Origin of the sequence: Streptomyces cyanogenus (assembly GCF_017526105.1) — a bacterium.
GTDB lineage: Bacteria > Actinomycetota > Actinomycetes > Streptomycetales > Streptomycetaceae > Streptomyces > Streptomyces cyanogenus.
Genome location: NZ_CP071839.1, coordinates 500,186 through 513,010 on the forward strand (window position 1 = coordinate 500,186; position 12,825 = coordinate 513,010).

A 12,825-nucleotide genomic window follows, 5' to 3' on the forward strand; every position below is an offset into this window, starting at 1 on the left:
ACCGGCCCGGCCGTACAGCGCGCCCTGACACCCGCACGCACGAGGAGGGCACATGACACACCCCATCCGCCGGACGCCCACGCCCCGCCCGGGGCCGGACCGGCGACGGCGACGGCGCCGGCGCCGGGCCGCCTCGCTGGGAGCGGCGCTCACCGCCCTGGCGCTCGGCCTGGCAGGGCAGCTCACCGGCCACCCGGCGGCCGCCGCGGAGAATCACGTCGACAACCCGTTCGCCGGCGCCTCGTTCTACGTCAACCCCGACTACACCGACCGCGTCGGCACCACGGTGGCACGGACCGGGGACCCCGGGCTCAGGGCGAGGATGCGGAAAGTGGGCCGCTATCCCACCGCCGTGTGGCTCGACCGGATCGCTGCCGTCGGCGGCGCCGACCCCAGCCGCAAGAGCCTCGCCGACCACCTCGACCTGGCCCTCGCCCAGAAGCGGCGCGGACAGCCGATCACCGCGACCTTCGTGGTGTACGACCTGCCCGGGCGGGACTGCGCGGCCCTCGCCTCCAACGGTGAACTCCCGCTCACACAGGCCGGTCTCGACCGCTACGAGCACGAGTACATCGACGCCATCGCGAACGTCTTCAAGAAGCGGAAGTACCGCGGCATCCGCATCACGACGGTGATCGAACCGGACAGCCTGCCCAACCTGGCGACGAACACCTCCGCCCCGGAGTGCGCCCAGGCCAAGAGCAGCGGGATCTACGTCAAGGGCATCCAGTACGCCCTGGACCAGCTGCACGCGCTGCCCAACGTCTACACGTACCTGGACTTCGCGAACTCCGGCTGGCTCGGCTGGGACGGCAACCTGGCCCAGAGCGTGCAGTTGTACACGGACGTCGCCCGGGGCACCAGCGCCGGGCTGTCCGGCGTCGACGGGCTGGTCACCAACGTCTCCAACTACATGCCCCTGGAAGAGCCCTTCCTGACCGACCCGGACAGGACCGTCGGCGGGAACCCGGTCAAGTCCTCGACGTTCTACGAGTGGAACGCCGACTTCGACGAGTCGGACTTCACCGGGAACGTTCACCGGGCGCTCGTCGCGGCCGGCTGGCCCGCGTCGACCGGCATGGTCGTCGACACCTCCCGCAACGGCTGGGGCGGCCCCGGGCGTCCCACGGCGGAGAGCACCAGCCCCGTCCTGGACACCTACGTCACCGAGTCCCGCGTCGACCGCCGGACCTACCGGGGCCTGTGGTGCAACGTCAGTGGCGCCGGACTGGGGCGCCCGCCGCAGGCCGCGCCCTCCGGCCATCCCGACTCCCACCTCGACGCGTTCCTGTGGGTGAAGCCGCCGGGCGAGTCGGACGGCGCGAGCACCGACGTCCCCGACGACGAGGGCAAGGGCCCGGACCCCATGTGCGATCCGGACTACGCCCCGCCGGGCGCGGGCGGCAACAGGACCGGCGCGCTGCCCGGCGCCCCGCCGGCCGGGCAGTGGTTCGCCGAGCAGTTCGCGATGCTGGTGAAGAACGCCTACCCGCCGGTGCGCCCGGGCGGCGGCACCGGGCTCTGATACGACCGCGCGGCGCCGGGCCGGACTTCGGCGCGTCCGACGACGACCACGCCACAACAGTGCGCGACCGGCACCGGCACCCGTACCGGCACCGACAGCCGGCACCGGCCCCACGTACACCGATGCCTCGGCGGCCCCCGCCTGCCTCGTCACGGCGGCCGCCCGGGGCGCACCGCACGCCTGATGCGAACCGAAAGGAGCGGATCGTGGCTCGACGCAACAGACTGACGTCGGCGGCAGCGGCCCTGTCGACGCTGCTCGCGGCGCTCGCCCTGACCCTGCTGGGGCAGAGCAGCGCGCGGGCTCACGGGGTGGCCATGCTGCCCGGATCCCGTACCTACCTGTGCTATCTGGACGCGCGCACGACGACCGGCGGGCTGGACCCGACCAACCCGGCGTGCCGGGACGCGCTGGCCGAGAGCGGTGCGACGGCGCTGTACAACTGGTTCGCCGTGCTCGACTCCCACGCCGGCGGCCGGGGCGCCGGTTACGTCCCGGACGGCACCCTGTGCAGTGCGGGCGACCGGTCCCCGTACGACTTCCGCGCCTACAACGCGGCCCGCCCGGACTGGCCGCGGACCCATCTGACCAGCGGGGCGACGATCCAGGCCCAGTACAGCAACTGGGCGGCGCACCCGGGTGACTTCCGGGTCTACGTCACCCGGCAGGGCTGGTCACCGGCCTCCGCCCTGCGCTGGGCCGACCTGGACCTGATCCAGACCGTCACCGATCCGCCGCAGCAGGGGTCGCCGGGCACCGACGGCGGCCACTACCACTGGGACCTGAAACTCCCCTCCGGGCGGTCGGGTGACGCCCTGCTCTTCATCCAGTGGGTCCGCTCGGACAGCCAGGAGAACTTCTTCTCCTGCTCCGACATCGTCTTCGACGGCGGCCACGGCGAGGTCACGGGCATCCGCGGCTCCGGCGGCACGCCGACGCCCACACCGACGCCCACGCCGCCGGACACCGGTTCCTGCATGGCCACCTACTCCGTGGTGAACTCCTGGAACGGCGGCTTCCAGGCCTCCGTCGAGGTCATGAACCACGGCACGGCACCGCTCGACGGCTGGTCCGTGGCCTGGCGGCCCGGGGCGGGCACCAGGATCAGCAGCCTGTGGAACGGCACGCGGTCGACCGCCGCCGACGGGACGGTCACGGTCCGCAACGTGGACCACAACCGGGTCGTACCCGCCGACGGCAGCGTCACCTTCGGCTTCACCGCCACCTCGACCGGCAACGACGTCCCCGCCGGTCCGATCGGCTGCGTCACGGCACAGGGCACCAGCTGACGCGACACCGGCCGCACCGCCTCCCCGGCCCGCTTCCGGGGAGACGGTGCGGTGCCGCGGGTGAGGGCGGCGCGCATCGCCTTGCTTCGGGGCATCGGACCGCTGGTCCGGTGTGTCGTCGACTGACGTCCAGCGGGCACGGCTGCGCACCGGCCCGGGCTCGGTCACCGGCAACTCGGCCTGCGCCCGGTCGGGCGGTCGGCGCAGTCGCTCGGCCGGCGCGGCGGGGGGTCACGCCTGGGTGGAGCGGTCCGGTGGGCGCGCGATCCGGGTCAGGTCGGTCATGAGGGAGTTCAGCCAGGCCACGGTCGCGTAGTAGCGCCGCGGGGCGTCGGCCGGCTCGGTGGTGAAACCGGCGAGGGCCGGGTCGATGAGCGACGTCGCCGCGGCCGGGGTGTCGTCTCCCGGGTCCAGTGCCGCCGAGACCAGCAGCATCCGTCCCGCCACCCGCTCCCCGAGCACGCCGGCCGACTCGGCGGCCGCCGGGCCGAGCGAGGTGCACGGCGGCTCCAGCAGCCGGGCCGACCCCCAGAGGGTGTGATGCCCGGCGATCAGCGTCGCCTGCCAGTCGACCGCGGGCGGCTGCGGCCCGCGCCCCCTGCCCCCGAGGGGCGTCGGTTCGCTCTGCAACTGGGCGTACGCGGACTCGGCGAGGACGACGGCCCGTTCCAGCGACCGGTGCCCCGGCACGCCGGTCGGCACGGCCGTGGCGCCGCCCGCCACCGAGGCACTGGTCGCCACCACGATCTCCGCGGCCCTGCGCAGGAGGTCCGCCGCCGCGTGGCGCAGCTCGTCATGGGCGCCCCGGGGCCAGGCCAGCACCCCGAAGACGGCGCCGATCGCACTGCCGACCAGCACGTCCAGCATCCTGACCTCCGCCAGCCGCCACGTCGGCTGCGCCAGCTGCGCGAACACCAGCGCGACGAGCACGGTGAACAGTCCCTGCGCCCATCCCACGCCCCGGACCGGTCCCAGGGTGAAGGCGCACAGCATCCACACCGGCAGCAGGACGGCGTACACGGCGGTGTCGGACCCGACCAGGAGCAGTACTCCCGCGCTGACCAGGGCCCCGGCCAGGGTGCCCGCGAGCGCCAGGCGGATGGTGCTCCAGGTCTCGCCCAGCGTGGTCCGGGTGAGGGTCAGCGTCGCCAGCATCGCCCAGAAGCCGTGCGGCAGCGTGTCCACCCCGGCCACCAGCCGGACGGCCGTCAGGGCCAGCGCCATGCGCACCGCGTTCTGGAAGAACACCGACCGGCGTCCGGCGTGGCCGATCGCCCGGTGCCACCACAGCAGCGGGGCGGGGACCGTCGCGTACCAGAAGCGGCCGGGCGGCAGCTCGACCGTGGCGTGCTTGCCCCGCACCGCCAGATCGGCCGCCGCGCCCATCACCAGCGCCGCGTCGGCTACCTCCAGCACGGCCGCGTGGCAGCGCAGCACCGCGGGTGGGAGACTGCCGCCGGAAGGCGGCCCGGCGGAGACGGCGGACAGGCGGGCGCGGGCCTCGACCAGCTCCCGCTGCCGGGCCGCGGGGGACGCCTGCGCTCGTAGGCAGGCCGCGGTCGCCCCGGCCAGCCGCCCCACCGCCCGCAGTACGTCGGTCACGTCGGGTGCCGTGTCGTTCCCCCGTACGGCGGGCAGCTGCACGAGTCTGCCGAGCAGGGTGCGGACGGCCAGGCCGGTGTGGGTGAGGGCGCGATCCCGCGCCCCGGGCCCGGCCGGGCGCTCCGCCTCCGGCACGTTGAGCGGCCGCAGGGCCTGGCCCGCCTCCTGCGCGGCCCGGACGTCGGCGTCGCCCAGGGCAGCGGGGGCGCCGGCGAGCCGCGCCGCCCACCCCTCGGCGACCATGGCCGCGCGGGCGGTCCGCTCGCGGTAGGGCACGGGAGCCGGCTCACGGAAGAGCAGCGCCTCGGCCGCGGCGAACAGGACCAAGCCCGTGGTCGTGCCGATCAGCCGGTCGCCGAGCGAGCCGGGGTCGTACGGCGGGAAGGACGGCAGGATGTAGAGGAGTTGCAGGCCCGGCGCCGTCCCCGCCCAGCGCGGTCCGCCAACGGCGGAGAAGGCCAGCGTGAAGCCGATCACCAGCATGCCGGCGACCGCGCTCCACGTCCGCACCGACAGACAGGTGCCGACGGCCACCAGCGCCCAGCACACCGGAAGCAGGCGCGACATGAACGCCGCGCGCTGCCGGCCGGTACCGGGGATCCTGGACAGTCCGCCCAGGGCCACCACGGTGAACAGCGCGTAGGTGGCGGCCACCGGTCGGTCCAGGCCGTAGCGGAAGAGGTAGAAGCCGGCCGCCGCGACCACGGTCACGCGCAGCGCACGGCGGCCAGAGGCGGCGTAGGCCGCCGGCAGCCGGGCACCTCGGAGACCCCACACCCCTACAGAATCACCCACGCCCGCAGGTCCGGCACCTTGCCGATCGGGCGGGGGGATCGGAGCAGAAAGAACAAAGGCAAGGAGTCACCCACTCCTTGCCACTCTCAACTTATAGCGCACCGGGGGGCTTGCGGCAAGGCCCCCGTCGTCCCGCAGAATTGCCGGCCGAGGCCAGGAAGCTGCAGAAACGGGGGATTCACGACATGCATGCGCTTGTGCCGACGCATGGTCCGCGCGGAGGCGCGGCCGTGCGTCGGCCTCCGCGTTCTCGGAGGCGCCGCTCGGCGCGCCCGGGTGGCCGCGCGGCCGCTGCTCGACGCCCGCAGCCGAAGCCGCCCGCCTGAACGGACAACGGCCACCCAGCACATGACCGCCTTCGCGGCCGCCACGGTGCGTCGCGCCGGTCCGGACGCCTTCCAGCGCGCCTGCTCGCGCACCCTCACAACGGAGCCCCTGAGATGACACACCCCCTGACCACCAGCGCCTTCGGCCTTCCCGAGCGGCTCGCCGCGAAGGCCGACCCGACGCTGATCGCGGACGACGAGAGGCACTTCGCGGCCATCGCCGAGTGCCTCGAACAGTCGATCGCCGAACTGACCGAGCGGCTCGACGCCGAACGCAGGGCGCCCGGCGGCACGGGCCGGCAGGCGATGGACCGGGACGCGGAGATCCACCGGCTCACCGGCCGCCTGCGCACGCTGCGCCGCTTCGGTCTGGACCTGTGCCTCGGGCGCATGGTCGGCACGGACAGCCCCGAGCCCGTGTACGTCGGCCGGCTGGGCCTGACGGACAGCGCGGGCCGCCGGCTGCTGGTGGACTGGCGCTCCCCCGCTGCCGAGCCGTTCTTCGGGGCCACCCACGCCAACCCGATGGGACTGGTGAGCCGCCGCAGGTATCGCTGGACCGGCGGCCGGATCAGCGACTACTGGGACGAGGTGTTCACCGCGGAGGGGCTGGCCGGCCATGCCGCGCTGGACGACCAGTCCGCCTTCATCGCCAGCCTGGGCAGCAACCGCTCGCCGCGGATGCAGGACGTGCTCGGCACCATCCAGGCCGACCAGGACGCCATCATCCGGGCCGGGTCCCGCGGCGCCCTCGTCGTCGACGGCGGCCCGGGTACGGGAAAGACGGTCGTCGCCCTGCACCGTTCCGCCTACCTCCTGCACGCCGACCCCCGGCTCGGTCACCGCCGGGGCGGCGTCCTGTTCGTCGGCCCGCACCGCCCGTACCTGGCGTACGTCTCCGACGTGCTGCCCAGCCTCGGCGAGGAGGGCGTGCAGACCTGCACCCTGCGGGACCTCGTCGCCGAGGGCGCCGGCGCGGCCGTCGAGACCGATCCGGAGGCGGCCCGGCTGAAGTCGTCCGCGGACATGGTGAAGGCGATCGAGAAGGCCGTCAGGTTCTACGAGGAGCCGCCCACGGAGGGGATGACGGTCACCACCCACTGGTCCGACGTCCGGCTGACCCCCGGTGACTGGGCCGCGGCCTTCGCGGCGGCCGAGCCCGGCACTCCGCACAACGACGCACGCGACCAGGTCTGGGACGAACTGCTCACGATCCTGGTGGACAAGCACGACGGCGACGCCCCGCCCGAACTGCTGCGCAGGTCGCTGCGGCAGAACAGGGAGCTGTACACGACGTTCCACCGGGCGTGGCCGCTGCTGGAGGCGGCCGACCTCGTCGGCGACCTGTGGTCGGTACCCGCCTACCTGCGGATGTGTGCTCCCTGGCTGAGCCGCGACGAGGTCCGGCTGCTCCAGCGCGCGGAGCCCCAGGCGTGGACGGTGTCCGACCTGCCGCTCCTGGACGCGGCACGCCAGCGGCTCGGCGACCCGGAAGCGGCCCGGCGCAAGCGCCGGCACGAGGCCGTCCTGGCCGCCCAGCGGGAGCGGATGACGCGGGTGGTCGACAACCTGATCGCGGCGGTGGCCGACTCCGGGGCCGACGGTGACGACGGCGAGGGCCTGGTGAGGATGCTGCGCGGCGAGGACGCCCGGGTCAGCCTGGTCGACGAGAGCGAGCTGGCCACCGCGGACCCGGACCTGCTCGCCGGCCCGTTCGCGCACGTCGTCGTGGACGAGGCGCAGGAACTGACCGACGCCGAGTGGCAGATGCTCCTGCTGCGGTGCCCGTCCCGCAGCTTCACCATCGTCGGGGACCGCGCCCAGGCCAGGCACGGCTTCACCGAGTCGTGGCGGGAACGGCTCGAACGGGTCGGGTTCGACCGGATCACCATGGCCTCCCTGAGCGTCAACTACCGGACGCCGCAGGAGATCATGGCCGAGGCCGAGCCGGTCGTCCGGGCGGTACTCCCGGACGCCAACGTGCCGACCTCCATCCGCAGCACCGGCATCCCCGTCGTCCACGGCCCGGTGTCGGACCTGCGTGCGGTCCTCGACGGCTGGCTCGCCGCGCACACCGACGGGATCGCCTGTGTCATCGGCGATCCCGCGTTCCGGTCGACCTCCCGCGTCCGCTCCCTCACCCCCGAGCTGGCGAAGGGCCTGGAGTTCGATCTGGTCGTCCTCGTCGACCCGGAGGAGTTCGGGGACGGCGTCGCGGGTGCGGTGGACCGCTACGTGGCGATGACCCGGGCCACCCGGCAACTCGTGGTCCTCACGAGCGCCTGAGACCGGCTCAGGCGGTGCAGGTCGGTACACCGTCCAGCCAGGCCGGGCCCTGGATGTAAATGTTGGTGACCCAGGCCCGGTAGTCGGGGAGGTAGGACCAGGCGTCGTTGGTGTAGCCCTCGGCGGTGACGGGTTCGGCGTGCTTCTGGCAGGCGACCCGGATCGTCGTGGGGCCGGGGAAGGCGTAGACGCGGGCGGCCCTGGTGGAGGGCTGCGCCTTGGTCCAGACGCCGGTGCCCCAGGTGCGGAAGACGGGCCCCTCGACGGTGCCGGTGTTGACGCGGACGGCACCGAAGTAGTCGCCGCCCAGGCGGACGTCACTGACCATCAGCCTGGTGCCGGACTGCCGGGCCTCCACCATCTTGCCGGCGCCCAGGTAGAGGGCGATGTGGTGCAGGTCGGCCGAGGTGCCGTAGGCGAGCAGGTCGCCGGGGCGCAGCGGGCTGAGGCCCTCGGCCGCGGTGAAGCGGGCGGTGGTGCGGTGGGTGTAGTACTGGGCGCTCGCGTCGCCGTTGAGGAGGTCCGCGCCGGTGGCCTGGGCGTAGGCGTAGCGGACCAGGCCCGAACAGTCGAAGCCGAGGCGTTCGGGGTCGTGTTCGCTGGCCGGGTCGGTCGGGTCCACCCTGCCGTAGGTGGGGCCGGGCTGCGCTCCGTGGCCCCCGCCCCAGGTGTACCAGACGCCCGCCGCGACCTGGGCGCAGGCGGCGTCGACGGCCCGTTCGGCCGCCGTGGTCGCGCCCGGGGCGAGGACGCGGCAGTCGCCGTCCGCCGCGTGCGCCGGCCCGGGCGGCCGGTCGGCGGCGGTCGCCGCCGAGGTGAGGAAGAGAGCTGTCAGCAGGGCGATGAGTGTGCCGATGACGCCGGTTCGCCGCAGCATGCCGGTACCCCCGTTTCGTGGCCTGGTGGTGGGAAGTCGGTGCGGTACCCAGCGTTCCCGGGGTGCGGTGGGCCGGTCGAGGAGGCCGCGCGGGCCTCCTTCGACGGGCAACGGGAAACGCTCGGGAAACCCCGCCCGAACAGGGTGGTTGCTCAGGACCGCGGGCACACGGAGGCGCCGGGAGCGGGCTCGCCGGGCAGCAGGGCGCGGCGCGTCGCCGGGTCCGTCTCCCGGTCCAGGCGGCAGATCTCCGCCAGCCGGGTCCGGGTGTCCAGGTCCCACAGCCGTACCGTGCCGTCGGTGCCGCTGCTGGCCACCGTCCGCCCGTCGGGTGCGAAGGCCACGCCCCACACGGCGTCGGTGTGCCCGGAGAGCGTGGCCCACGGCCGCCGTCCGGGCACCTCCCACAGCCGTACCGTACGGTCGGTGCCGCTGCTGGCGAGGAGCCGGCCGTCCGGTGAGAAGGCAAGTCCGCGTACCGAGCCGGTGTGGCCCGTCAGCGAGCCGAGGGGCCGGTGCCGGGCCACGTCCCACAGCCGTACGGTGCCGTCGTTGCCCGAACTGGCCAGTGTGCGGCCGTCGGGGCTGAAGGCGACACCGCGGACGGCGCCGGTGTGACCGGTCAGCGTGGCCGGCCGGCGGCGGCCCCGCAGGTCCCACAGCCGTACCGTCAGGTCGTCGCCGGCGGAGGCCAGGGTGTGCCCGTCGGGGCCGAAGGCGACGCCGTTGACGTAGTCGGTGTGGCCGGTGAGGACGGTGAGCGGGCGGCGGCCGGCGACGTCCCAGAGGCGTACGGTGCGGTCGGCGCCGGCGGAGGCGAGCGTGCGGCCGTCCGGCGCGAACGCCACCGCGAACACGGCGCCCCGGTGACCGTGCAGCACGGTGCGTGGGCGGCGGGCCGCGGGGTCCCACAGCACCACCGTGCCGTCGGAGCCGGCCGAGGCCAGGGTGCGGCCGTCGGGGGCGTACGCCACGGTGGTGACGCTGCCGCTGCCGCCCGTCAGGGTCGTGGGCGTCCCGCGCCGCCGGGCCGGGTCCGGGTCCCACAGCCATACGGTGCGGTCGGCGTCCGCGGTGGCCAGCAGCCGCCCGTCCGGGCGGTAGGCGACGGCGGAGACCGAGGTGAACGGGCGTGCGGCCAGGGTCCGGCCGCGCAGGTCCCACAGGACCACGGACTGGTCGAAGCCACCGGTGGCGAGCAGTGTGCCGGTGGTGTCGACCGCCACGGACATCACGTAGTCGGTGTGTCCGGCGAGGGTGGTGACGAGCCGTCCGCTGCGGACGTCCCACAGCCGGGTCGTGCCGTCACCGCCGGCGCTGACGACGGTGGTGCCGTCGGGGGTGTAGGCGACGGCGTTGACGTCGTCGCTGTGCCCGGTGAGCGTCGCCGTGACGCGGCGGCCGGTGACGTCCCACAGCCGTACCGTCCGGTCCACTCCCCCACTGGCCAGGCCGCGGCCGTCGGGGTCGAAGGCCAGGCCGAGCACCCCGTCGGTGTGGCCGCGCAGGACGGCCAGTTGCCGGGCCCGGCCGGGATCCCACAGCCGTACGGTCCGGTCCGCGCCGGCGGAGGCGAGCGTGCGGCCGTCCGGGGCGAAGGCCAGCGCGTCGACCTCGCCGGAGTGGCCGGTGAGGCGGGCCGTCCGCCGGGGCGGGCCGGCCGTGTCCCAGAGCTGGACGGCTCCGTCGGCGGCGGCGACGGCGAGGGTGTGGCCGCGCGGGGCGAAGGCGACCGCGCGGGCCGCGCCGGTGCCCCGCAGCGGGGTGGCGGGAGCCGAGAGGGCCGTGGGCCACAGCCGTACCGGCCCGTCGGTCGCGGTGACCGCGAGCGTACGGCCGTCCGGGGCGAAGGCGAGGGAGCGGATCCGGCCGGGGACGGTGAGCGTCGCGGCCGTCCGGTGACCGGTCAGGCGCCACAGCCGGACCGTGCCGTCCGAGCTGCCGGTGGCCAGCAGCCGGGCGTCCGGCGCGAACGCCACCGTGTTGACCGGGCCGCGGTGGCCGCCGAGCCGGGCCGCGAAAGGCTCGGCCTGGGTGCTCAGCAGGGCTCCGCGGGTCGTGGCGGTGGGTTCGGTGCGGTAGGCCTCGGCGGCAAGCAGCATGGAGGCCTCGGGGCGGCCCCCGGCCAGCAGGGTGGACCGGACGGCGAGGGCCTGGGAGCGGGCGAGGCGTTCCTGGGCGAGTGCGTCGGCGCGCTGCCGGTGGGCGAGGCCGCCGGCGGCCAGGGCGCAGCCGAGCAGTACGACGAGGGTGGCCACCAGGGCCTGCCGCAGCCGGGTCTGACGCCGTGTCCGGCGCAGCCCGGCCTCCTCCTCCGCCTGGCTGGCGCGCAGGAACGCCTCCTCGACGGGTCCCAGCGGGCCGAGGCCGTCCGTGTCCGCCGCCCAGGAGCGTACGGTGTCCAGGCGCGTGCCGCGGTAGAGCGCCGACGGATCGCGGCCCTCGCGTTCCCATGCGGCCGCCGCGTGGGCCAGTCGCTGGCGGATGAGCAGGCCAGCCCGGTCGGCGCTGATCCATTCCCGCAGCCGCGGCCAGCTGTGCAGCAGGGCCTCGTGCGTGATCTCCACGCTGTCGCTGTCGACGGTGAGGAGCCGGGCGCGGACGAACACGTCGAGCGCGGTGCCGGCGCCCTCCGCGCCGGCCAGCTGCGTCATGAGGGCGGTCCGGCCGACCCGGCGCCGGGTGGCGCCGGCCCCGTCGGAGACCTGCACGAGCCGGGACAGGATGCGCCGGATGGTCTGCTGTTCGGCGGGGTACAGCTGGGCGAAGGCGTCCTCGGCGGTGCGTGCCACGGCGCCCTGGATGCCGCCGGTGCTCTCGTACCCGGCGACGGTCAGCGTGCCCGCCTCGCGGTGGCGCCAGGTGGCCAGCAGCGCGTGGGAGACCAGCGGCAGCGCGCCGGGGGGCAGGCCCCGCGCGCCGGGTTCGCCGGTCAGTCCGGCGTCCCGCAGCAGCAGCGGAACCAGCCCGGGGTCGAGGGTGACGCCGGCGAGTTCGGCGGGGCGGGTGATGGACTCGACCAGCTCGGCCGTGGTCATCGGGGGCAGGACGTAGAGGCCGTCGGTGAAGACGGGGGCGAGTTCGGGCAGGTCGAGGCAGCGGCCGGAGAAGTCGGCGCGAACGCCGAGGACGACCACCGCGGGATCGCGGCCGGGTGACGGCGGGGGTGCGGCCAGTGTGCACAGCACGCGGGCGAAGGTGCGTCGTTCGGTGTCGTCGGCGCAGAGGGTGAACAGTTCCTCGAACTGGTCGACGAGCAGGACGAGCCGGGGCGGTGGGGGTGGCCGGTGCCCGGCCGGGGTCGTGGCCGCGCGGGCCCGGACGGCGGCCAGGAGTGCCTCGGGCCGCTCGCCCAGCCGGGCGGCGGTGAGGTCCAGGTCGGCGCCGAGTACCTTGGCGGTGCGTTCCAGCAGTTCGTCCACCGGGTGCGCGGTGGGGGTCAGCGTGACGACCGGCCAGCGGTCGGCGCCGGCCATCGGAAAGCCGCCGGACCGCCGCAGGGCGGGCACCAGGCCGGCGTTGAGCAGCGAGGACTTGCCCGCGCCCGAGGGGGCGACGAGCAGCAGCGGCCCCTTGCCGACTCGGCCGAAGAGCCGTTCCACGAGGGCGGCCGTGGCCCGCTCCCGGCCGAAGAAACGGCCGGCGTCCTGCGGGGTGAACGCCGACAGGCCCGGGTAGGGGCAGGCGGGACCGGTGACATCGTTGCCGTCGGCGGGTTCCGCTCCGCGCGGCGGTACGACCAGACGCAGCAACTCGCCGTCCGCGCGCAGGACGTGGTCGCAGCGGCGGGCCACGTCGACGGTCGCGCGCTTCGCGCCGGTCTCGATCTTGCTGAGATACCCCTTGCTGTAGTGGGTCTGTCTGGCCAGGTCGGCCAGTGACAGACCGCGCTGCTGCCTCAGTCGTCGTAGCTGTGCGGGGAAGGACGGTGTGGTCGGCACCGTCCGGTCCCCGTCGTTCTCGTTCCGGTTGCCGTTGCCGGCTCCCTGTCGCGGCTCCCCCAAGGGTCCCCCATGGCAAGCGTGCCCAGGCCGTGAGACGGCGGGAGCCCAGGTTACTGCCGGGGTGTGACAGGTGGCCCAGCCATGCGTGAGGAGTGGCCGAAAAAAAGCTTCCGGAACCGCG

6 protein-coding genes are annotated in these 12,825 nt (G+C 74.8%); 3 read left to right on the forward strand and 3 right to left on the reverse strand.

From position 1 onward, the window contains the following. The first annotated feature begins 52 nt into the window (after positions 1 to 52). Both S1361_RS02155 and S1361_RS02160 read left to right on the forward strand, forming a co-directional pair. Positions 53 to 1,525, forward strand: coding sequence for a glycoside hydrolase family 6 protein (locus S1361_RS02155; protein ID WP_208030145.1), 1,473 nt, complete (start codon positions 53 to 55; stop codon positions 1,523 to 1,525). Positions 1,526 to 1,731: 206 nt separating this feature from the next. Then, positions 1,732 to 2,814: a lytic polysaccharide monooxygenase auxiliary activity family 9 protein gene (locus S1361_RS02160; protein WP_208030146.1), complete on the forward strand. Its 1,083-nt coding sequence runs from the start codon at positions 1,732 to 1,734 to the stop codon at positions 2,812 to 2,814. 231 nt (positions 2,815 to 3,045) lie between these two features. On the opposite strand, the gene S1361_RS39805 is transcribed toward S1361_RS02160, so the two are convergent. Beyond that, the gene (locus tag S1361_RS39805; RefSeq protein WP_279577598.1) at positions 3,046 to 5,211 is read right to left on the reverse strand and encodes an FUSC family protein; all 2,166 of its coding nucleotides are present in this window, start codon (positions 5,209 to 5,211) and stop codon (positions 3,046 to 3,048) included. 440 nt (positions 5,212 to 5,651) lie between these two features. Here S1361_RS39805 and helR point away from each other — a divergent pair, with 440 nt between their 5' ends. Then, positions 5,652 to 7,823, forward strand: a complete 2,172-nt coding sequence (gene helR / locus S1361_RS02170) for an RNA polymerase recycling motor ATPase HelR (protein ID WP_208030147.1) — start codon at positions 5,652 to 5,654, stop codon at positions 7,821 to 7,823. 7 nt (positions 7,824 to 7,830) lie between these two features. Here helR and S1361_RS39810 read toward each other — a convergent pair whose 3' ends face one another. Together S1361_RS39810 and S1361_RS02180 are read right to left on the reverse strand one after the other, a co-directional pair. Further along, complete coding sequence (locus S1361_RS39810; protein WP_208030148.1) at positions 7,831 to 8,700, reverse strand: C40 family peptidase; 870 nt, start codon at positions 8,698 to 8,700, stop codon at positions 7,831 to 7,833. A 152-nt stretch (positions 8,701 to 8,852) separates the two neighbouring features. Next, positions 8,853 to 12,704 carry an nSTAND1 domain-containing NTPase gene (locus tag S1361_RS02180; RefSeq protein ID WP_208030149.1) on the reverse strand — a complete coding sequence of 1,284 codons (3,852 nt, stop codon included), beginning with the start codon at positions 12,702 to 12,704 and terminating at the stop codon, positions 8,853 to 8,855. Positions 12,705 to 12,825: the final 121 nt, after the last annotated feature.